The sequence below is a fragment of the Thalassolituus maritimus genome (assembly GCF_900156675.1).
GTDB lineage: Bacteria > Pseudomonadota > Gammaproteobacteria > Pseudomonadales > Oceanobacteraceae > Thalassolituus > Thalassolituus maritimus.
The window spans coordinates 119,266-141,022 of the sequence record NZ_FTOH01000006.1 but is presented as its reverse complement, the minus strand read 5'-3'; the positions used below and the strand labels follow the sequence as shown (position 1 = coordinate 141,022).

Sequence of the window (21,757 nt, the reverse complement as noted above, 5' to 3'; positions counted from 1 at the left end):
TTAATAAATAAGGAAAATTTCATGCGTAAGTTTTTAATGCTGGCACTCCTGGCACTTCCTTTATTCAGCGCGAATGCCGAGGAGACCGTCCACGTCGGTCTGAATACCAGCGAAGGTTACATTGAGCTGGCACTCGATAAAGAGAAAGCACCAATTTCTGTTGAAAACTTCGTTACCTATGTTGAGGAAGGTCATTACGATGGCACCATCTTCCATCGCGTAATTAAGAATTTCATGATCCAGGGTGGTGGTTTCGATGCCTCAATGAACCGCAAACCAACCCGTGCGGCGATAAAAAACGAAGCTAAAAATGGTCTTAAAAATAAGCGCGGTTCGGTTGCAATGGCTCGTACTGCAAGCGTAGACAGTGCCACCAGCCAGTTTTTCATTAACGTAAAAGACAATACCTTCCTGGACCATGGCGTACGTGATTACGGCTATGCAGTATTCGGCGAAGTTGTTAAAGGTATGGATGTGGTCGATAAGATTGCGGAAACACGCGTCGGCCGCCGCGATCAGCCGGCGGAAGATATTATTATCAACAGCGCTGTCGTCGTTGAAAAAGACAGCGAAGAAGCACCCGCCCCTCTGATTGAAAACTGAAGCCCTAAGCGGATGATCGACACACAGTCGTCAGCCACGTGTCTGTCAAAGTAACACTGCCAGAAGAACCGGCAGGAATGCGAACGACAGAAAGGTCGACACGACCACTAACCCGGCCACTGCGCCGGGTTCTTTGTTATAACGGACGGCAAAAAGGTAATTGAATACCGCCACAGGCATCGAACTCTGGATGAGCACCACACCGCGAGCGACACCCTCGAGTTCCATAAACCAGCACACAAGCAACCCGGCTGCGAGACCGCCGAGTATCCGGATCAGGCTGTATAAAAATGCCTTCCCCCACCCGCTCACCTGCAGGCCATAGAGCGATACACCAAGAGTAATCAACATAAGGGGAATGGTCATACCACCGATCAAGGCCACCGCGTTATTCAGAAATTCAGGCAAACGCGCGCCGCTGATAACGAGAATGACGGAAAGCAGAATTGCGTACATAATAGGCATACGCGCAACACCACTTAGTCCTCCGGCGTCTTTTCCTCCTGCAAGCAGAATACCTACTGGGAAATGCGCGACAGACAACATCATAAAAAACGCCAGTGCCAGAGCCAGCCCCTGCTCGCCAAATGCCAGCATACAAACAGGAAGCCCCATGTTTCCAACGTTAGGAAAAAGAAATGAGGGTAAATACGTGCGGACACTGTCCCCCAGCATACGCGGCACTATGATGCCCGGAAGTGTCATCAAGACCGTTACCAGCACGCATGCCAGAGCTGTCTGACCGAAGACCTGAGGATCAATATCGACCTGCCCTAATACCGATAACATCAGGCAAGGCGCGCCTATATTCAGCACCAGACGGGACACAAAATCACTGTCGTAGCCAGTGCGGGTATGTGCCCATATTGCGCCCAGCAAAGCACAGAGCACGACAGGAAAGAGTACGGTTGCTATTTCAATCATCATAGCCGGGAGTATACCGCTCCTTCGTCAGCTTTATTACAATACGCACCGAGAAACCGGACGGGTGAGAAATTTGAGCATCAAAGAAACAACCACGGGTGATACCGATACGGTTCTGAGGCATCCAGACCTCACCTGGAACGAGCATGGGCTCCCGGTGGCTGATGACTTCGACGACCCATACTTTTCAGTTGAGAACGGCTTAGAGGAAACCCGCTACGTTTTTCTGAAACAGAATGGCCTTCCGCAGCGCTGGCAGTCTCACCAGGCGCCCTTCCGCATTATTGAGACCGGCTTTGGCACCGGGCTCAATTTTCTTGCTACCTGGCAGGCTTTCCAATCCACTCGTGGCGAGAATAACTGGCTGCACTTTACCAGCATCGAAAAATTCCCGTTAAGCCGTGAACAACTGCAAAAAGCACTGGCCCTGTGGCCGGAGCTTAGGGAATTATCAGACAGGCTTATTGAAGCTTACCCTCCGGCATTAAGAGGATTCCATACTCTCAAATGGCCGGATGAGCGGGTCTCTTTGACGCTGATTTTTGATGATGTTCATTCTGCTCTCCCCCAACTGAATGGCCCGGTTGACGCCTGGTTTCTTGATGGTTTTGCCCCAGCGAAAAACCCTGCGATGTGGTCTGACGCGCTGTTTTCTGAGATTCGACGCATTAGCAGAAACCCTCGCTCAAATCGAATACCGACGGTGGCGACCTTTACCGCAGCAGGCGTGGTCAGGCGAGGGTTAAAAGGCGCCGGTTTTAACATCGCAAAAGTACCAGGCTTCGGCCGCAAAAGAGAAATGCTCGCAGGCAGGTATGCGGCAACCACCGGCCCAGAGCAAGGTCGGTTGCATAACCATCTACCATGGCAACTGTTTCCTGCACCACTTAAAGACGCCAGCAAAGTCGTCGTTGCAGGTGCTGGTCTCTCTGGCTGCACCACAGCGCGAGCGCTGGCAGAGCGTGGTTTCCGGGTCACGCTGTGCGACCCTGAAGGTATCGCCAATGGGGCCTCAGGGAATCCACAAGGCGGACTTTACATAAAGCTGGCCGCAGACAACCAGGCAACCCATTCTGATTTTTATCGTCAGGCCTATCTGCTCGCTCTGAAAGAAGTCGAGCGTATGCTGGAAGCTCCAGTAGAGAATAATAAAACCTGGGATGCCTGTGGCGTACTACAGCTCGCCTACAGCGCTAAAGAAGAAGTGCGTCAGCAACGCTTTGTAGAGCGGCATCAACCACCCGCTGAATTCGTAGCGTCTGATAGCGAAAAGAAAGGGCTGATCTTCCCAGCGGCCGGATGGGTATCTCCGGCTGATTTCTGCAAAGCTCTCGTCAACCACCCGAATATTCAGTTTATTACCGCCGCAGTAACAAGGATAACCGGCGAACAGAATGCACTGGCCATTACTACAGACTCTGGTGACCTTGATGCCTCTGCGATCGTAATAGCAACAGCCCACCAAGCGAATGAACTTGCTGGTGAGCATAGCTACCTGCCAACCAAAAAAATTCGTGGGCAGCTTACTTATCTTAATGCTGATGCATTACCAACGGCAGATACCGTACTCTGCGCGCGCAGCTACATGGCACCGCCACTCAACGGGCGCCTCGTACTCGGTGCTACCTATAACTTAAAAGATGAAGAAGCAGAGCTTCGGGACTCGGATCATCAAACCAACCTGAGCCATCTCTGTGATTTTGGTGCTGAATGGGAAACTGCTGCGAACTCCGCTGAAATTATTGGTGGCCGTGTGGGCTTTCGCTGTACAACACCGGACTACCTGCCGATGGCGGGGCCACTGGTTGTTAAAGATGAATTCGTAAAGCGCTTTCGCCCGATGACCAAAAACGCGAAGCGCATCCCTCGTGAGCCTATGCCCTGGATGAGCGGAGTCTGGTTGAATATTGGCCACGGCTCGCGAGGACTGGCGTCCTCTTCTTTATGCGCAGAACTGATCGCCGAACAGATGGCTGGTGATGCCGTCAGTACCAGTCAAACCGTGGTCGATGCTTTGGCGCCAAACCGGTTTTTATTGCGGGATTTAATCCGCAATAAATTATAAAAGCCGATGGTCAAAGCCCCGGGGGTAACTGATCGAGAAGCGCCAGTTGGCAGGTTTCCCCAACCGGGTCAAACAGGATGACAACCTGCCCGCGGCGTATCTGCTCACGAACCTGTTCTTTTTTGTCGTCAAAAGAGTAGTTATAGTCGCCGTAATCGGTGCCTTCACGGCTGACAAACTCTTCGATAATACCGTCCAGGGCGTCGGCCGAAAGACGGTCGTAGGGAACGCGGATGACACCCTCTTCTGGCGCCTGTCCATCGCCAGAGTGAAAGTCAGATTGCAAAAGCACCCTCCCGCTCCCACTCACAACTCATACGCAATTCAGCATCTGACGGTGTGTGACCGTGCTCGGCCTGCCAGTTAAAGGTGTGCTTACCAGAGAGTTCGGTTTCCAGGTGGACCGTGGCGGAAACCCAGTGCATCGCTTTCAGCAGACTTTCGAACTGGCGCAACCAGCTTTCCCACTCATACTCTACAGCACGGTAAGAGGCAGCGAAGTGAATGATCTGCGTCTGATAGGCCCCACTGAAAATGTCATCTCCAGAGATTGAGAACATCTCACGCTTAAGCAGGGAGAAGTCATCATCCAGACCAACAGGCAAGGACTGTATCGCACTCCAGTTGGTGCGGCGCTCGCGGCGGGCTGCGAGGTCTTCTGTGGAAGGAATGTGGCGTATCACGCCGTAAACGATCGATTCCTGATCAAACTGAGACACGAGCTTCTCTCAATGCTGACTAAGGCTTTGATCATACCCAAAAGTTGCTCCAACAGAAACTGCCGGAGCCACCCTGAATGGAAACATTATAAAGACCACTCAACGGCCGACCACGTCCTGAATTCGCATACGCACATAGCTTCCGGGCGCATCTTCGATCGCTGCAAGTGGACCGTCCCCGGGCTCACGAGCCGGCACACGCTCCGCACTACCCTGCTCCTGAATCCAGGCCTCCCAGTCCGGCCACCATGAGCCACGATGGCTTTCGGCGCCCTGGAACCATTCATCACTGTCTTCAGGCAAGCAGTCGTTGGTCCAGTAGTTGTATTTGTTGGCGGCTGGAGGATTAATAACACCTGCAATATGACCTGAGCCGCCCAGGACAAAGCGTGGCTTTCCACCAAGCACTTTGGCTCCTTCGTAAGAGGCTTTCCACAGAGCAATATGGTCCTGAGACGTCGACAGGAAATAGGTCGGAACTTTAACTGCAGAAAGATCGATTTTTACGCCATCGATTTCCAGTGCATTCTTCTCGCGTAGAAGATTGTTCAGATACATGTTGCGCAGATAGTAAGAATGCATGCGCGCCGGAAGGTTCGTACTGTCCGTATTCCAGTACAGTAAATCAAATGCAGCCGGACGCTCGCCCTTCAGATAATTATTCACAAAGAAAGACCAGAAAAGATCATTCTCGCGTAAGGTGTTAAAGCTGAACGACATCTGACGGCCATCATAATAACCGAGCATATCCATTTGTTTTTCCAGCCCAGCGATGGTCGTTTCGTTAATGAATACGCCAATTTCTCCCGGCATCGAAAAGTCGATCAGTGTCGCAAGAAAGGTGGCCGACTTAATACGCTCTTTGCGCTTTTTCTTCAGGTAAGACAGAGTCGCCGATAACAGAGTGCCGCCTAGGCAATAACCGATCGCGTTAACATCTTTTTCACCGGTAATCTGCTCAATCACATTCAGCGCTTCAACCGGGCCTTCCAGCAGATAGTTATCAAAACCTTTATCACGTAATGACGGACCGGGGTTAACCCACGAGATAACAAACACCGTATGCCCCTGACCTACCAGCCAGCGAAGCAGCGAGTTATTCTCACGCAGGTCCATGATGTAGTACTTGTTGATAAAAGGCGGAATGACCAGAAGTGGGCGCTTGAAAACCTCTTCCGTTGTTGGCGAATATTGAATCAGCTGCATCAGTTCATTCTGATACACCACCTTACCCGGCGTCGTTGCTACGTTCACACCGACCTGAAAGGCCGACGTATCCGTCATAGCAACATTTAGTGCGCCATTCGCACTGGCCTCCAGATCTTCAGTTAGTTGCTCGATACCGTGAGCGAGGTTCGCCCCTCCGGTTTCGAGCGTTTTATTGATCACATCAGGATTCAGGCCGGCAAAATTGGAGGGTGCCATCGCATTTGTATACTGACGGATCAGGTATTCAACTTTACGTCGTGCGTTATCGCTAAGGCCGTCTGTGTCATCGATCATCTTTTTCAGGGTATTTCCTTGAATAAGGTAAAGCTGCTTCAGATAATCAAAGAAAGGGTTCGCTTCCCATTCGGCATTCCTGAATCGTTTATCGCCTTTTTCGGGCTCGACAATTGGCTCTACCTCTTTACCCATCAGACGAAGTACGGTGTTCTGAAATAACGCCTGTTGTTTTTTGAGCAGATCCATCTGGTCATCGATAAGTTTATCCGGGTGCTCCATCATGGCTTCGCCCAGTTCTTTAAGGGCTTCTGAGAAATCGTTCAATACACAGGCTGCCGGGTCTTCTGCCGAGGTTGGCTGCTGTATGAATTTTTCCCAAACTTTGCCGGTATGCTCCGCCGCCTGTATAGCCATATCAAAATAATCGCTAACTGCAGCCGTCAGCTGCTCAGACACATCACTCATCGACGTTCAATCTCCATGTAATTAATAAACAACCCAGTTGGTAAGACGTCCAATCAAAAAAGGCCACCGCAAGGGTGGCCTTATTCACTGCACCCGTCAGATTAAGCCGCTTTAGCTTTTGACGCCGCAGTTTTAGCAGTTGTCTTGGCAGTTTCAGCCGCAGTGTTGCGCATCTCTTCCATGATGCCTTCCATCTGGGTTTTGAACTCCATAGTCATGTCAGACAGTGTTTTAACGTCTTCCATGATTTTCTTGTTCATGCCAGATGCAACTTCAGCCTGAGAAGATGCGAACGTGCGCATTGATTCCAGGTCCTGTACATCAGCCGCGGATTTCATCTGGCTCAGTCCCATTTCAGCGTAGCTCTTAACCGCGTTGATCTGATACTCAGTCAGCTTCTCCATGTTTTCAACGAACAGACTGTTGAACTTCGACATAGGCGCGTACATCGTTTTTGCCTGTTCAGCGAATGCATTAAGAATATTCTCTTGCATGGTCTTGCTCCTTCAATGGTTGGTAAGAACAACTTTCACTTCCACATGCTGCAGAAGTATCATTACACTTGGGTGACAGCCGTACGATTAAAGTAGCAGTCACAGCGGTGATTGCACCTCTTTAACCGCACCGCAATGAGCAAAGCTTACATTGCCCGCCACTGTGTCCGGATTTATCCAATTCCGTCAGTCTTTGGACTGTCCCGCCATCATCATAGACATCAGATTCTGCTGAAAATTGGTCATTGCGCTCATGCCTTTTTCCATCATTGGCTGATAGATACTCATTGGATCGTATCCATCTTCTCCCGCCTTCATTTTTTCCATCATTTGTTCAAACACATCTGCCTGAAATTGCTGAACGTCGGGTAAACCAAGCAGACGACGGAATTCTTCTGGCGTCATATCGAATGTGACATTCACTTTCATTTCGTGTTCCTTTATTTGGTTATTGGCGGCTCTGTCGCTGCTCATCTGGGGACAAACTAAGCCAGGCTATGACCGCACCGGCCAAGGAGGCTGCCCCTGCAAGCACAAACACCAGCGTGCCACCCAGAGGCTCCCAGAGCAAGCCACTGACCCAGGCCCCCACCGCACCTCCTAAGCCAAAACTGACACTGCTGTATAAAGCCTGGGCACGCCCCTGAAGATGATCCGGAAAAAGTGTCTGAACATAACGCATTGATACTGCGTGCATCACGCCAAAACTGAACGCGTGTAAGATTTGCAACAGCATAAGCACCCAGAGAGACCCGATAAGGTATCCGGTCAACATCCATCTAACGGCTGTAAGAACAAGACTCAGAACGACCCAGCCTCTCCAGCTAAGCAGATGCATAATGCGTCCGAATTGCCAGAACAGCACAACTTCGGCGATCACCCCCACACACCAGATAACCCCGGTCAGACTGGCGCTGTAACCAGCTTCATCGAGGTAAATACTAAAGAAGGTGTAATAAGGTCCAAAAGACAACTGCAGAAGAATATTAAGAAGAATAAAACCTGCAACCGGCCCCTTAAGTAAGCGCCGCCAGAACTGCTGGTCTGTCTGATTTTCAGGTCTGACAGGGTGATTAACATGTGGCATCAGCCAGGCGTTAGCTACGATGCAGAACATGAGCGCCCACATCACAGCAGGCAACACTGATATACTTAACGCCTGAAGTACTGCACCAAGCAACACCACACTGACAATAAAACCAACGGAACCCCACATGCGAACGCGACTGTAGCGATCGACCTGATTCGACAGCGACTGCATGCAGAGTACTTCGTACTGCGGCAGCATGGCTGCCCAGAAAAAGCCATACGCGATCATAACTGCAGCCACGCCGTAGAAGCTTTGTGTTGCGTAGATCAGAGAAAAGCAAACCAGAGTAAGAAGACCAGCCATTCGCACCATCTGAACCGGGCCACGGAATCGTCGGCTCTGAGCGGCCCACATATTGGGTGCAAGAATTCTGACAACGCCAAACAAGGCCATGAGGCTGCCAATTTCGACCGCAGTGAACGAGAGGTGTTTCAGATACAGGCCCCAGAAGGGAGCAATACACCCCAGGAGTGCGAAGTACAGGGCGTAAAATAAGGCGAAGCGCGATGGTGAAACTGGCATCAGCGGACGACCAGACAAACGTATGAGGTGAAGGTACCAGCGGTCATAAGCGCCCGCTGGTAGTCGAAGTGCTTATCTTGATGTTTATTCCGGCGCCTGGCCTGGAATCACTGGCGTAGTACATACAACATCGGCATTCTGGCCACGGTCACGCATCAGGTGGTCAAGCAGCACGATGGCCATCATGGCTTCGGCAATCGGTGTCGCACGAATGCCAACACACGGGTCATGACGCCCTTTCGTGATGACTTCAATCGGATTACCGTCAGTATCTACAGAGCGCCCCGGCAGAGCCATGCTCGAGGTTGGCTTAAGCGCAATATGCGCAATGATGTCCTGTCCCGTAGAAATTCCACCGAGTACGCCCCCCGCATGATTGCTCAGGAAGCCTTCTGGCGACATTTCGTCTCTGTGCTCAGTGCCTTTCTGCTCAACAACATCAAAACCGTCACCAATTTCTACACCCTTCACTGCATTGATACTCATGAGTGCATGAGCGAGATCTGCATCAAGTCGGTCAAAGATCGGCTCACCCAGACCCGGCTTTACACCTGTCGCCACGACGCTGATTCGGGCACCAATAGAGTTACACTCTTTGCGTAGCTTATCCATGTACTCTTCCATTTCTGGCACTTTACTCGCGTCAGGACAGAAGAAAGGATTATTGTGAACCTCGTTCCAGTCGAAGGCCTCAGCCTTAATTGGACCAAGCTGAGAAAGGTAACCACGGACTTCAATGCCCTTTCCGGCCAGCACTTTCTTTGCAATCGCACCGGCAGCAACACGCATCGCGGTTTCGCGTGCTGATGAACGACCACCACCACGATAGTCGCGGAAACCATACTTCTGCGTATAAGCGTAGTCAGCATGTGCAGGACGGAAGGTTTTGGCAATGTTTGAATAGTCTTTAGAGCGCTGATCGGTATTTTCAATAATCAGGCCAATCGGCGTGCCTGTGGTCTTGCCTTCGAAAACACCAGAAAGAATCTTTACCTGATCAGGCTCGCGACGCTGAGTCGTGTGACGCGAGGTTCCCGGCTTACGACGATCCAGGTCAGCCTGAAGATCTTCTTCAGTCAGTGGAATACCCGGTGGGCAACCATCAACAATCGCCCCGAGGGCAAGTCCGTGACTTTCACCGAACGAGGTGACTGTGAATAATTTTCCGAAACTGTTACCAGACATAAGATTTCCGTCGCAGCGCTCACGCGCCTGTTGTTAATTCTTCAGTTAATACATCAAGGTCTGAGGCTCTCAGAACACAGACACCGTGCCCACCGTGTTCAAACTCGGGCCACTCAAACGCCAGCTGAGGGTATGCCGCCTGTAAGGCCGGGAAGCTGTTACCGACCTCCAGAATGAAGATACCGTCGTCCGTCAGATACTCCCGGACCTCTGCCAGCATAATTCTGACCAGATCCAGACCATCATCCCCGGCCGCCAGTGCAAGCTCAGGCTCGTGGCGGTACTCCTTCGGCAACTCCGCCATATCATCGGCATCGACGTACGGAGGATTCGACACAATGATGTCGTAACGTCCGGAAGCCGCGGAAAACAGGTCCGACTGTAATGCAAAAACGCGATCATCAAGGCCATGCATACCAATATTGGCTTCAGCCACTTCTAAGGACTCAAACGAAATATCGAGCAGTTCCACCTGAGCGTTCCCGAACTCATGAGCGCAGGCAATGCCGATGCAGCCAGAGCCTGTGCAAAGATCCAGAATACGCGCCGGCTCTGCACTGCCAGGAAGCCAGGGCGAAAAACGTGCCTGAATAAGCTCACCAATCGGCGACCGTGGCACCAGAACCCGCTCATCGACCAGATAGGGTTTACCGCAAAACCAGGCTTCCCCCGTGAGATACGGTGTCGGTACTTTTTCGTGTATCCGCTGGCTCAGCAGGTCAACAACGCGTTCACGCTCTGAGCGAGTCAGTTTCGACGAACGCCAGTTATCTGCTAACTGCCATGGCAGATTCAATGCGTGTGCAACCAGATACAGAGCTTCGTCCCACGGATTGTCGGTACCATGCCCATGATAAACCTCATGTTCCGCCATCCGACTCACAGCCCAGCGCACAAAATCCTGCAACGTAGACAGTTCATTGATAGCTTCCTGAGCAAGTTGGTCGAATTTCATCAGGTCTGGCCGTCCAAAAAAGGCGCTATTGTATCAGGATCAGCAGCGGCGCTCACCATAGAGACTACTGTGGCCGTGCTCGAACGCATCAAGCGCGTCGTTAGCAATCTGATAGCCCAGATCAACCATCTCCTGTGCACGATAAAATTCGTACATTTCACAGCTTTCAGTCGGAATACGGATCAGCAGATCAGGCGGATACCCTGCCGTCTTAAAGCGACTCAGAGAAGACTGCATGACCTCAAACATACGGGTCAGGGTCTCCAGTTTTCCCAGATTCTCATTCGCTTCTTTACGGGCTTCATTCGTGCGCTTACCAAGCCACTCAGAAGCACGATCCATAACGGTATTGAGCCAGGCTTTCTTTTCGCTTTCAGATTCCGCAACATCTCTTACGAGGTTCTGTGGTGTCGGCACATCCGAATTGATATCAACGGCAATAATCAGGTCAGCATGAGCTGATACGCACGGGGTAATAGGTAAGGGGTTCAATACCGCGCCGTCCACCAGCATCATTGTGTCAGTGATGACGGGCTCAAGAATGGTTGGAATTGCAGCAGAAGCACGCATTGCTTCGACCAGTGAACCCCGCTGGAACCAGATTTCTTTTTCATGCTTCAGGTCGGTAGCCACCGAGGTGTAAGGAATATTCAGGTCTTCAATATTGATCTCACCCAGCAGCTCACTGATAACACCATAGACTTTCTCAAGCTTGATAGCACCACCGGATAACAAGCTGAAATCCACAAGTTTAAGAACGTCGATATAACCGAGACTGGTGACCCAGTCACGATACTGCGGAAGTTTTCCTGCCGCATAAAAGCCACCAACAATGGCACCCATTGAGCAACCGGAAATTTTAACGATATCGTAGCCACGCTCTTCGAGCGCCTGGATGACACCTATGTGGGTATAACCGCGCGCGCCACCGCTCCCCAGCGCGAGAGCGACGGTTTTCTTTGACTGTTTCATCGGATTTTCGAGTCCTATCGCCAGGCCAGAGCTGGCATTTATCTGCTTTAACGGCCCGGCCAGAACGTAAAGCGAACAGCCGGTCGGCGGTCCGCCGCAGGGGCTGGAGTTAATGCACCCAGCGCTCTGACATCAATGCCCGGTAACGCTTTGCGTACCTGCTCGGCCAAACGTTCGGAGCATTCTAATGTGTCCTTGATATGTGCACCATCATAACAATGCACCATCAAGTGTAAGCGTGTCTTCAGACCAACAGAGAGGCCCTGAATAGCATCAAACAGAATCTGGCTTTCGGTAACGTTCACGCCACGACTGTCTGCTACAAAGCCCGGAAGCCAGCCCGACGTCACGGACAATGATGCAAGTACTTCGTCCTGGGTGACCTGACCGATTTTCAGGGGTGCCCGTGTGACTAGCTGATCAATCAGAACTTTCGGCTGACGCCCGCCACGCATGGAGATATACACCATGGTCAGTTTCTGGGTATCAGCGTATGGCTCAATGGTTACGAAATACGCCTGATCTTTGTCGCGGCTGACCAGGCTGGACAGATCAAACACGTCGTTTGCCCAGAAGTTACTGCTTCCGCAATCGATACCAATACACTCATAGAGCGTTCTCTGGCCATCGGTCTGACGCCGGAAGTACACTCTCACCTCTTCGAGACTTACGCCGTCCGGCAAATTATACACGGTACGCTCACGTTCTCCGGAGACACGCAACTCACGCTCTCCAAATGTATCCGCACGCTGGTGCTTCAGTTCAGAAAGTACAAGCCTGTAACGCGAAACACTCTCTTCAGAACGTTCGATTAATTCACTGTCGGGGAATGGTGGCGGTGCTGCAGATGCACCAGAGGGCATCATAGAAGCGAAAACTACCGCCAGAAGTAGAGGGTAAAACCGGATGTAGCGGGCAAAGAGAAGCATAAGCAACCTGTTATGTGACACTCTGCCCAATGTATCAGAATCTCAGGCTGGCACCCAGCTGCCAGTAACCGTTTTCAGCCGGGTCTGCACTGACTTCAACTCCGGTACTGTCGGTCGCTCTGATCGTACGATTTCTTAGCTGACCAATCTCGGCATTCAGCCACACGCCATTGCGCCAGCGAAACTCTGCACCAACCCCCATTCTCCAGTTCGTATAAGAGACGGTCGTTACCTTTGCTGGGGTCAGATCATCGACTTCTTCTTTCCAGTAACCACCGTCAGGATAGAAGCGGGCATAGGTTGAGAACTCCTGACTCCATCGGGTCTGAATATTCGACTTGGGAAAACCCAACCACATTTCAGTATCGGAGGTCAGCTTGGTGGCCAGCGCCAGAAGCGGCCGGGGTTTGCGGTCGCCAAATTTACGGTCAACCACAATACCGTATTGCCAGAAGGTCGTGCGGCCCGTGTAAGTCCGGCCACTGACCTCAACGTTCAGATTGAGATTCTCAGTACCAACAGCATCGAGGTCCGTCATGACGCCGGGCTCAGCCATCAGATGAAACTCAGTGCTGCCAGTGCGTTTCTGTCGGTATTTAATTGGTACAGATAACCAGATGTATTCACCTTCGGCGGCATTCGCGCCTTCCCAACGGAATTCAGTTAACTCCAGAGACACATCAGAAGTCAGAGATTCTGTGCCACGGTCAGCCCGCTCAAGCGGCAATGAAATCGCAACGGTGCTGGTCGCAAATCGTGTACCTACGCCGCTGTCGGGCGCCCCTGAAATTTCCTGCCCCCATTGAAAGGTGGACGCATTTGCCTGAAGTGCTGCCAATGACAGCAGCAGGCTAGTCGTTACTTTTCGCATACAAATTTCCGATAATCTCTTCAACACGGGCAAAACTGCAGAGTTGCCCAGAGGCTGCTTCCTGTTTACGGGCGATATCGGTTGCTGCAAGAACATCAGCAACGAGTTTCAGATCTGCAAGAGCCTGCCCGCGCACTCCAACCTCTGCCTGACTTTCAGTGTAGTCGGCAATAAAGTCATATGCGTCAGATTCGGCACGTCGACGAAGAGGATCTGTCGGTTTACTCAGACCATTGAGTACATCACGTACTCCGGCAAGTGCGAATGCGCTCTCATGATCGCCCGCCAGCAGCGCATCGCGAATAAGAAGAGCCAATACATCCGCTGAACGACGGACGAGAGAATGAGGAGTGCCGGTGGTTGGTATCGACGCCACCGGCTTCTGTATATGTTCAGGCAACCAATTCAGCATACTGCATCCTCCACTGAAGATGAGGAGGATTCAGCAATTAGCAAGCCAAAATAACAAATCCTTTAAAAATCAGATAGATAAAAAGATATGCGGTCGTTTCTTACCGCACAGTGTCAGTTTACTGCCGCTCTGATTTTCCGCTGTTTCCGTCAGCAGCCCGGTTCCGTCGTGTGATATGCGTTCGGACGCTGCGAACACCGAGCAGCACCAATAACAGCACCACAGGCATCGCTACGCCCTTCGCCAGACTGACATCGATAGGTACCCCTACCGCTTTCAGGCCATTAAATGCTATTTCCAGCAACGACAACAGATAGTAGCCGATAGCAACCACCGAGAGCCCTTCCACCGTCTGCTGCAATCTCAGTTGCAACTGACTGCGACGGTTCATGGAGGATAACAGGTGCTGATTCTGCTCCTGAATCGACAAGTCGACTCGTGTTCTCAGCAGACTTGTGGTCCGGTGAATACGACGCGACAAATCCTCAAGACGATCCCTGACCGAGTTACAGGTTTTGATGCCTGGCGTCAGTCGACGCTCAAGGAACTCCTGCAGGCTCTGAACACCATCCATTGGGACTTCCTGCAGCTGTTTGATCCTGTCTCTGACCAGATCGTGGTAGGCCACTGAAGCTGAGAATCGGAAGTTTGTGTCAGAGCGATGGCGCTCGACTTCTGCCGCCAGATGCGACAGTTCCTGCAGCAGCTCGCGCTCATCTTTGTCTTTGTCGATTTCTGAGATACTCAAATTCAGAGTCGCCAGATTGTCCTCGATACGTGACAATTCTGCGCCCATTTCCCGGGCTACAGGCAGAGCCAGCAATGACATCAGGCGGTAAGTTTCCAGCTCACACAACCGCTGTACCATGCGACCGGCCTGATAAGCATTGAGATCCCGGTTCCAGGCGACGATACGCCCAAATCCGTCGCTATGAAGCTTAAACGCGGTCCAGACCTGGGCTTTATTCTCAGCGACTTCTGAACCAGACACACGCTGACCTTCGAACCAGCGCTTCAGGTCAACGTCACTGGGTTCGGATTCAACCATCACCAGATTAACGGCTACGACTAATTCTCCGGGCATGCTGGCTAGCCAGTCTTTAGGAATAAACGCCAGAGCATCGTCAGAAAACGGGGCTGCGTCTTTGCTGATAAAGGTGAAGTTCGCAAATTCCAGATGGCGTTCCCAGCGCAGCTCAAACCCACCAAAATCCTGATACAAGCAACTGGAGTCGTTACCCGGAGCCGGCACACTATAACGACGACATAGGTCATTTACGTGCTCGAGAATTTCTTCACGATTGTTATCGAGCATCACTGTAAAGTGAGTGACCTGACAACCGCCCTCAATGATTGGCGATGGACGGTTGTGCAATTCTTCGTAGAGCGATGACCTTTGCGGGTGTACGCGCAGCGAGACCGCCGGAGCGCTGATCTCGGGCGTGCCCGCCTCACTCGCTACTTCCTGTATCGCATGTTTCATTGGGTTCTCCTGATGTATCTGCTCATCACTCGGGGCTGACACGCGCTCTCAGTCAAGTAATTCACTGAGCGGTATATCGAAGCGCTCTCCGAACTCTGAACTAAAGTCATTTTGCCATTGGCGTAATTTCACCAGCTTTTTGGCATCTCCGGCATTGGCCTTACACAGCTCCTTCAATGTCTGCCCGGCAAAGAACTCAGAGGTTTTAATGGTCTCAGGCGCCCGAACCCAGGCCCAGCGCCCCTCCTCCGTGAATACAACCCAACCCGACTTGCGAAATTCATTAAGCATATTGGTAACTCGCCCTGCATCGACGTCACCCAATTGGCGCCGGATATCCAGCTCGCGATTTAGAGGTTCACCACTCCGGGCTTTGATCAGAATTTCTGCCAGTCGCAATCGCTCATTCACCGGATGACGCCCTGCACCAGGCCGACGATAATGGCTCAGGCCATAGCTCAGCTCAGCCCCCAGTAGCAGAAGCATCCAGGATACATAGATCCACAACAGAAACAGCGGAACGGCAGCAAACGCGCCATAAATCAGCTTATATGATGGAAAAAGCCCCAGAGCGCCACTGAACAGAAACTTGCCCAATTCAAAAGCCGAGGCAACGATAACGGCGGCTATCAATGCATGAGGCACGGGTACTTTGCAGTTAGGCACCATCAGATAAACCACAGTCACTGCGCCGATGGTCAGTATCCACGGGATAAGCCGCGCTAGTATTGTCAGAGGTCCACCGGGAGAGCTCTCCCAAAGCGGCATCGACGCCAGAACAGAAGATGTGGCCACGCCGGCACCAAACAGCAGCGGACCGAGGCTCAATACAGCCCAATAGCGGAAAAATGTCTGAATTTTCGAACGCGAACTTTCAACGTTCCAGATTCGGTTGAACTGTCCTTCAATGGTTTGCAGCAGGAAAATACAAGTCACAAATAAGGCGGCGATACCTATCCAGGTCAGCTGTCGTGCCTGCTCACTGAACTGGCGCAGGTAATCCGTTATCACTTCACTGCCCTGCGGCAAAACATAGCTAAGCAGTTGCTGGTTCGCATCCTGCCCCCACTCCTGCAGCGTCGGGATAGCACTGAGTATCGAATAGCTGACGGTGATCACAGGCACCAGGGCGAACAGCGTGGTGTAGGTCAGAGCAGCAGCTTCTTTGCGACGCTCCATGCTTTCGAAACGTTTGAGTGTCTGCCATAAAACGCGTCCGACATGGGCTGGTTCAGGGATAAAACTCGGCTTCATAGGTATCCTTAACGGGTATCCTTGTTACAATGGCGACCAAATGACTGTCTACCGGAATTCAGAAAAAGCATGAGCGATATTACCATTTATCACAATCCCCGTTGCTCCAAGTCCCGCCAGACACTGGCGCTTTTGCAAGAAAACGGCGTCGAGCCAACGGTGGTCGAGTATCTGAAAGAAACACCCGATGCAGCGACCCTGAAAGCGGTCATTGATAAGCTCGGCATCACGCCGCGTGAGCTACTTCGAACCAAAGAAGCCGAATATAAAGAACATGGTCTGAATGATAAAAACGTTGGTGACGATGCCATCATTCGGGCAATGATCGAATCACCCAAGCTGATTGAGCGCCCAATTGTGATCAAGGGTGATGAGGCACGCATTGGCCGCCCACCAGAGCAGGTACTGGAGATTATTTAATGGCTACGCCCTACGTTCTGGTGCTGTATTACAGCCGTCACGGCAAAACAGCAGAAATGGCTAAGCTGATTGCACGCGGTATCGAATCGACCGGACTAGAGGCCCGTTTACGCACTGTGCCAGAAGTCAGCCCGGTATCTGAAGCCACGGCACCGGCAGTGCCAGACGACGGCGCAGTCTATTGCACTCTCGACGATATCAAGCACTGCTCTGGCCTGGTACTGGGCAGCCCAACCCGCTTTGGCAACATGGCTGCCCCGCTGAAATATTTCCTCGATACCACCAGCAACCTCTGGCTGACGGGCGCGCTGATTGATAAACCTGCCAGTGTGTTCACTTCTACTTCGTCCTTGCACGGCGGCCAGGAAACCACACTGACATCCATGATGACACCATTGATGCATCACGGGATGGTCATCGCTGGCCTACCCTACAGTGAGGCCGGTTTATCCACAACCTCCTCAGGCGGTACCCCTTACGGCGCTACGCATTGGGCGGGCCCGAACGGCGATCGCGAGTTAAGCAAGGAAGAAATTGGATTGTGTAAAGCTCAGGGGGCACGCATGGCAACACTGGCGAAACGACTGTCTGGAGCAGACGAATGAAGTCAAACCGCGCCTGGTGGGCAATGGTGATCTGTTATCTCGGCCTCTTCGGCCTTTTATTGGCAGGTACTTACGCCAGCGCACCAGAACATGTAAAAGGCGATGAGGATATTCTCGGAGCTACACTGATGTTCTGGCTAGTGAAGTGTATCCCACTGCTGCTATTCATTCCGGGCATCATCAAGAAATCGCATTACGCAGCCTCCTGGCTTGCGTACATGGCCATGTTCTACTTCGTTGTGATTATCGCAACAGGAGCTGGCACCTGGATGTGGCTTCAGGTTCTGACCATAGCGCTGATGTTCATCGCTTCGCTGATGTTTACGCGCTGGAAGAAAGCAGAAGAACAGGCTTAATCTGCGATCAAAGCCTGCTCACTACGAATGGGATGACGTTACTCGTCGTCCCACTCTCCGTCCGTATCATCGTCGGCAATCTCAGTCGTAACCGTGCTGCCACACTTTACACACTTACCGTCGATATAAACAACGCCGCCCATTTCATACTCAACCGGGTCTTTCATTCCCAGGTCCACTTCCATGCAGTCATTGCACCAGGTTTGCGTCAGAAAGGCTTCCTGATCTTCTTTATCGCGCGCGTAAAAATCCCGCTCTGTCCGTTCCATTGTTTACTACACTCTCAGTCGGGCCAAATGGCCATAAATAATTCCGAACCTATGTCATATATGACATCAGCTCACACTTTGATTCCCGTATTCTATGATGATTGGGCAGATCGATAAACGGAAACTCCCATGAGAAGCGCGAGTATCTGAGTGGCGAAGGCCTGTATGACGTTTTCCTGGCCTCTGACCGTGGCGATATCGTTTACAATGAACAGGCGACAACTTCCTCGTGGGTGGAGATCACTTGCTTCGTTCTGAGACGCGAGGATTTCAGGAGGCTCCAGACGAGTTTCTGAATGCGCTTCCAGACAATGCTGTCCCGAGTTCAACGCGGGATGCTATCCGTCAGCGCGGTTCCCTGGTTGGTTACCTCCGCTTAAAAACAGATGTGATTGATTCGGCCAGCTCTGGAAGCAACGGAACACTCTGTTTCGCTGCATATCCCTCTCTTTATCACTCAATTCAGTACCCGCTCGGATAAGGCACTTTCAATCCTAAAGCGTGTCCGTTATAAGAGTGTGTAAACTTCAATTCTTAATGGTCAGGTACTTATGGTCACGCTTCATCATCTTGAAAACTCGCGTTCACAACGTATTCTCTGGTTGCTCGAAGAGCTGGGTATCGAATATGAAATCAAGCTTTATAAACGCGATCCTAAAACCAACCTGGCGCCTGATGAACTCAAAGCGATACACCCTCTTGGAAAGTCACCGCTGATAACAGACGGTGGAAAAGTGATCGCCGAATCCGCTGTGATCATCAACTACCTGATCCGCAACTACGACAAAGATAATCGCTTCACCAATGCCCCCGACTCTGATGCCGCTCAGCAAAATGAATACTGGCTGCACTTTGCTGAGGGTTCGCTAATGCCGTATCTGGTTATGAGTCTGGTATTCACCAAAGTAAAAACGGCCCCGATGCCTTTCTTTGTCCGACCGGTAGCCAAAGGAATTGCCGATCAGGTAATGAAGAGTTTCATCAGCCCGAACGTTGAGAGCTCCCTGCGCTTTATCGAGGATCACCTGAGTAAAAACGTCTGGTTCTCCGGAGACGATATGTCCGCCGCCGACTTCCAGATGATATTCCCTCTGGAAGCTGCCATGACCCGCTCCGATATTGCCTCTAAGTTACCCGCGATCAATGCCTGGGTGAAAAAAGTACACGCGCTTCCAGCCTACCAGAACGCACTCAAGAAAGGTGGACCATACGATTACGCCTGATCGTAGTGCTGAATTATGATGAAATTTTTTAAAAGAACCTGGCTCGTCTGGATTATCGTCCTGACGGGCTGTGCTACTGCAGGCTTGCAGTCTTTAGACACCCAGGAATTATTCGGTAAATCGCTTATTGTAGAGCGTAGAGCTGACTTCAAGGCTGAGGAAGCCGCCTGGTTCAGAGAGGAAGTAAAGCCGGTTCTGGATCAGCGTTGTGTTGTCTGTCATGCCTGTAACGATGCACCGTGCCAGTTAAAACTGACGTCGGCGGAAGGCATTATGAGGGGAGCTAACCCTCAGAAGGTATACCACGGAACAAGGCTGACCGCGGCCGAACCGACCCGATTAGGTATCGACGCAGACTCAACGGCGGAGTGGCGACAAATGGGTTTCCACTCTGTGCTTAATGAGCGAACTCAAAGCCCGGAAGTAAACCTCGCTAACTCGCTCATTTATCAAATGCTGGCACTGAAGAAAAACGCGCCGGCACCTGAAAATGTACTTCTGAGTGATGACTACAATCTGGCTCTGAATCGCTCCCAGTCTTGCCCGACGCGTGAAGATTTCAATGAGTACGCAGAAGAGCACCCAAAATGGGGAATGCCATACGGGCTCCCTGAGATCAGTGATAGCGAATATAACACTCTGGTGCAGTGGCTGAGAGCCGGCTCGCCGATGTCTCAGCCGAAGCCCCTTTCCGATAAAACTAAACAGACGATCAGAGACTGGGAAACGTACCTGAACGACGACAGCCTGAAACAGCAATTGGCCAGTCGGTATATGTACGAACACCTCTTCCTGGCCAGCCTGTATTTTTCGGATGAGCCTCTTTTCCGTGGTATCGACCCGAAACAACGGCCAGAAAACTTCTTCCGGCTGGTCCGTTCGTATACCCCACCGGGTCTCCCCATCGAGGTTGTAGCGACGCGTCGCCCATATGACGACCCGGGCGTGAAGCGTATCTATTATCGATTAGAGCGTATAAAAGAAACCATCGTAGCCAAAACTCACATGCCTTACCGCCTCAACGATGAGCGCATGGAATGGATGAAGTCGCTGTTCAACGAGCCAGACTATGAAATTAGCAGCTTGCCGGGATACGAAGTTCATATCGCCTCCAATCCCTTTATCGCCTTCCACGATTTACCGGTGAAATCCCGTTATCGCTTTATGCTTGAAGAGTCTGAATACATTATCCGTGGCTTTATCAAGGGGCCGGTTTGTCGTGGGCAAGTTGCGTTGAATGTGATCGATGACCACTTCTGGGCCGTATTTATCGACCCTGATGCCATTGACTCCGGAGAGCTTGCAGACTTCCTCAGCGAACAAAGCGAGAACCTGCGCTTACCGGGCGAGGCAGAGAGTAACGCAGGGATTCTGAGCAACTGGTTGAAGTACTCTGACCTGCACAAAGACTACCTCGAAGCTAAAAACCAAAAAATGATCGAGCACTTCCCTGAGGGCAAAGAGCTCGATCTGGATCTGATCTGGGACGGCGATGGGCATAACCCGAATGCCGCTTTGACAATTATGAGGCACTTCGACAGCTCGTCTGTTGAGCAGGGTTTTATTGGTCAGCCGACCAAAACGGCCTGGGTAGTCGACTACACACTGCTTGAGCGAATCCACTATCTGCTAGTCGCCGAATTCGACGTCTACGGTAACGTCGGCCATCAGCTGATGACCCGTCTGTATATGGATTTTCTGAGAATGGAGGGCGAACACAACTTCCTTACCTTCCTACCTCAGAAAAAGCGGATTGAACTGGCCAATTACTGGTATCGGGACGCCAGCGATGAAGTCGATGAGTATCTGGTAAATTATGAAGACTCAGTTATTACTGATCCGGGGATTGAATATCAGACTCAGGAACAGAAAATCGAACTGTATGGCCTGCTGAAGACCCACCTGAAAGGCGCCACCTCTATGCGCTACGAGTTGTCAGGTGCCGTCACTCCTGAGCGGCTTTCAGCACTCTTACCGATCAATGATGTTGTGGGTAAGCAAGCCACGCTGATGCCTGAGATCTCATTCGTTATGATTGATCAGGTGATGGGTGACCCTCAGGTATTCACGCTGTTGAGAGCAAGCGGCCACAGCAACCTGACGGGCCTGCTGTATGAGGAAAACAATCGTCTTCCGGAAGAGGATTACCTGACGATCGTACCTGGGCTTCTTGGCACTTATCCAGCGGCCATTTACCGTGTACCTGAGTACAGGTTAGGTGACTTTATCTCTGGCATTAAGGCGCTTGAATCAGAGGAAGACTACAAGTCGCTGGCAGGGCAGTTCGCTGTCCGTCGCACGTCACCAGACTTCTGGCAGAAGAGTGACGAGCTGCATAGCTGGTTCCGTAAGGACAGTCCGCTGAACTACGGCGTGCTTGATTACGCTCGTCTTGAAAACCGGTAAGACGTCAGGCTTCAATACTTCTGAGGCACGGATGCCGGAGTATTGGTATTAAAACACCAACAAATCAAACACCCACAAAAAAGCCGCAT

General features: G+C 51.5%; 23 protein-coding genes. 7 read left to right on the top strand and 16 right to left on the bottom strand.

Annotated elements, in window-relative coordinates:
• Positions 1 to 21 precede the first annotated feature (21 nt).
• Entirely contained in the window at positions 22 to 603 is a 582-nt protein-coding gene (locus BW941_RS10830; protein ID WP_084188864.1) for a peptidylprolyl isomerase, read from the top strand.
• 45 nt (positions 604 to 648) lie between these two features.
• Here BW941_RS10830 and BW941_RS10825 read toward each other — a convergent pair whose 3' ends face one another.
• Positions 649 to 1,530 (bottom strand): AEC family transporter, encoded by an 882-nt coding sequence (locus BW941_RS10825; protein ID WP_076516006.1) that lies wholly within the window; start codon positions 1,528 to 1,530, stop codon positions 649 to 651.
• A 70-nt stretch (positions 1,531 to 1,600) separates the two neighbouring features.
• Between BW941_RS10825 and mnmC the strand changes: the two genes are divergently transcribed.
• On the top strand, positions 1,601 to 3,592 hold the full coding sequence (gene mnmC / locus BW941_RS10820) for a bifunctional tRNA (5-methylaminomethyl-2-thiouridine)(34)-methyltransferase MnmC2/FAD-dependent 5-carboxymethylaminomethyl-2-thiouridine(34) oxidoreductase MnmC1 (protein WP_175607894.1): 1,992 nt from the start codon (positions 1,601 to 1,603) through the stop codon (positions 3,590 to 3,592).
• A 10-nt stretch (positions 3,593 to 3,602) separates the two neighbouring features.
• On the opposite strand, the gene BW941_RS10815 is transcribed toward mnmC, so the two are convergent.
• From BW941_RS10815 to BW941_RS10750, 14 genes are all read right to left on the bottom strand, one after another.
• Positions 3,603 to 3,878: a YheU family protein gene (locus tag BW941_RS10815; RefSeq protein ID WP_084188860.1), complete on the bottom strand. Its 276-nt coding sequence runs from the start codon at positions 3,876 to 3,878 to the stop codon at positions 3,603 to 3,605.
• Positions 3,868 to 4,311: a hypothetical protein gene (locus BW941_RS10810; protein WP_076516004.1), complete on the bottom strand. Its 444-nt coding sequence runs from the start codon at positions 4,309 to 4,311 to the stop codon at positions 3,868 to 3,870. The genes BW941_RS10815 and BW941_RS10810 overlap by 11 nt, the downstream gene beginning before the upstream one ends.
• Before the next feature lie 99 nt (positions 4,312 to 4,410).
• Positions 4,411 to 6,222: a PHA/PHB synthase family protein gene (locus tag BW941_RS10805; RefSeq protein WP_076516002.1), complete on the bottom strand. Its 1,812-nt coding sequence runs from the start codon at positions 6,220 to 6,222 to the stop codon at positions 4,411 to 4,413.
• Positions 6,223 to 6,323: 101 nt separating this feature from the next.
• Positions 6,324 to 6,716, bottom strand: a complete 393-nt coding sequence (locus BW941_RS10800) for a phasin family protein (protein ID WP_068436212.1) — start codon at positions 6,714 to 6,716, stop codon at positions 6,324 to 6,326.
• Positions 6,717 to 6,902: 186 nt separating this feature from the next.
• Positions 6,903 to 7,145, bottom strand: coding sequence for a DUF6489 family protein (locus BW941_RS10795; protein ID WP_076516000.1), 243 nt, complete (start codon positions 7,143 to 7,145; stop codon positions 6,903 to 6,905).
• Positions 7,146 to 7,164: 19 nt separating this feature from the next.
• Positions 7,165 to 8,328, bottom strand: a complete 1,164-nt coding sequence (locus BW941_RS10790; protein WP_076515998.1) for an MFS transporter — start codon at positions 8,326 to 8,328, stop codon at positions 7,165 to 7,167.
• A gap of 84 nt (positions 8,329 to 8,412) precedes the next feature.
• Positions 8,413 to 9,513, bottom strand: a complete 1,101-nt coding sequence (gene aroC, locus BW941_RS10785; RefSeq protein ID WP_076515996.1) for a chorismate synthase — start codon at positions 9,511 to 9,513, stop codon at positions 8,413 to 8,415.
• Positions 9,514 to 9,532: 19 nt separating this feature from the next.
• The gene (prmB, locus tag BW941_RS10780) at positions 9,533 to 10,468 is read right to left on the bottom strand and encodes a 50S ribosomal protein L3 N(5)-glutamine methyltransferase (RefSeq protein ID WP_076515994.1); all 936 of its coding nucleotides are present in this window, start codon (positions 10,466 to 10,468) and stop codon (positions 9,533 to 9,535) included.
• A gap of 39 nt (positions 10,469 to 10,507) precedes the next feature.
• Positions 10,508 to 11,440 carry a patatin-like phospholipase family protein gene (locus BW941_RS10775; RefSeq protein WP_076515992.1) on the bottom strand — a complete coding sequence of 311 codons (933 nt, stop codon included), beginning with the start codon at positions 11,438 to 11,440 and terminating at the stop codon, positions 10,508 to 10,510.
• Positions 11,441 to 11,487: 47 nt separating this feature from the next.
• Positions 11,488 to 12,369, bottom strand: a complete 882-nt coding sequence (locus tag BW941_RS10770; protein ID WP_076515990.1) for a DUF4892 domain-containing protein — start codon at positions 12,367 to 12,369, stop codon at positions 11,488 to 11,490.
• 34 nt (positions 12,370 to 12,403) lie between these two features.
• The gene (locus BW941_RS10765) at positions 12,404 to 13,240 is read right to left on the bottom strand and encodes a hypothetical protein (RefSeq protein ID WP_076515989.1); all 837 of its coding nucleotides are present in this window, start codon (positions 13,238 to 13,240) and stop codon (positions 12,404 to 12,406) included.
• A complete protein-coding gene (locus BW941_RS10760) occupies positions 13,221 to 13,652 on the bottom strand; it encodes a hypothetical protein (RefSeq protein ID WP_076515987.1) in 432 nt (143 codons plus the stop codon). Before BW941_RS10760 ends, BW941_RS10765 begins: the two co-directional genes overlap by 20 nt.
• A gap of 118 nt (positions 13,653 to 13,770) precedes the next feature.
• Entirely contained in the window at positions 13,771 to 15,135 is a 1,365-nt protein-coding gene (locus tag BW941_RS10755) for a DUF3422 family protein (RefSeq protein WP_068441212.1), read from the bottom strand.
• Positions 15,136 to 15,183: 48 nt separating this feature from the next.
• Positions 15,184 to 16,389: a YihY family inner membrane protein gene (locus BW941_RS10750; protein WP_076515985.1), complete on the bottom strand. Its 1,206-nt coding sequence runs from the start codon at positions 16,387 to 16,389 to the stop codon at positions 15,184 to 15,186.
• 69 nt (positions 16,390 to 16,458) lie between these two features.
• On the opposite strand from BW941_RS10750, the gene arsC reads away from it, so the two are divergent.
• Genes arsC through BW941_RS10735 form a run of 3 tightly spaced genes read left to right on the top strand, consistent with a single transcriptional unit; the run spans position 16,459 to position 17,770 of the window.
• A complete protein-coding gene (arsC, locus tag BW941_RS10745; RefSeq protein WP_076515983.1) occupies positions 16,459 to 16,809 on the top strand; it encodes an arsenate reductase (glutaredoxin) in 351 nt (116 codons plus the stop codon).
• Entirely contained in the window at positions 16,809 to 17,414 is a 606-nt protein-coding gene (gene wrbA, locus BW941_RS10740; RefSeq protein ID WP_076515981.1) for an NAD(P)H:quinone oxidoreductase, read from the top strand. Before arsC ends, wrbA begins: the two co-directional genes overlap by 1 nt.
• A complete protein-coding gene (locus BW941_RS10735; protein ID WP_076515980.1) occupies positions 17,411 to 17,770 on the top strand; it encodes a DUF2069 domain-containing protein in 360 nt (119 codons plus the stop codon). The genes wrbA and BW941_RS10735 overlap by 4 nt, the downstream gene beginning before the upstream one ends.
• Before the next feature lie 38 nt (positions 17,771 to 17,808).
• Here BW941_RS10735 and BW941_RS10730 read toward each other — a convergent pair whose 3' ends face one another.
• A complete protein-coding gene (locus BW941_RS10730) occupies positions 17,809 to 18,039 on the bottom strand; it encodes a hypothetical protein (protein WP_068439062.1) in 231 nt (76 codons plus the stop codon).
• 551 nt (positions 18,040 to 18,590) lie between these two features.
• On the opposite strand from BW941_RS10730, the gene BW941_RS10720 reads away from it, so the two are divergent.
• Together BW941_RS10720 and BW941_RS10715 are read left to right on the top strand one after the other, a co-directional pair.
• Complete coding sequence (locus BW941_RS10720; protein ID WP_076515976.1) at positions 18,591 to 19,262, top strand: glutathione S-transferase; 672 nt, start codon at positions 18,591 to 18,593, stop codon at positions 19,260 to 19,262.
• Between the two features lie 15 nt (positions 19,263 to 19,277).
• Positions 19,278 to 21,668, top strand: coding sequence for a fatty acid cis/trans isomerase (locus BW941_RS10715; RefSeq protein WP_084188858.1), 2,391 nt, complete (start codon positions 19,278 to 19,280; stop codon positions 21,666 to 21,668).
• Positions 21,669 to 21,757: the final 89 nt, after the last annotated feature.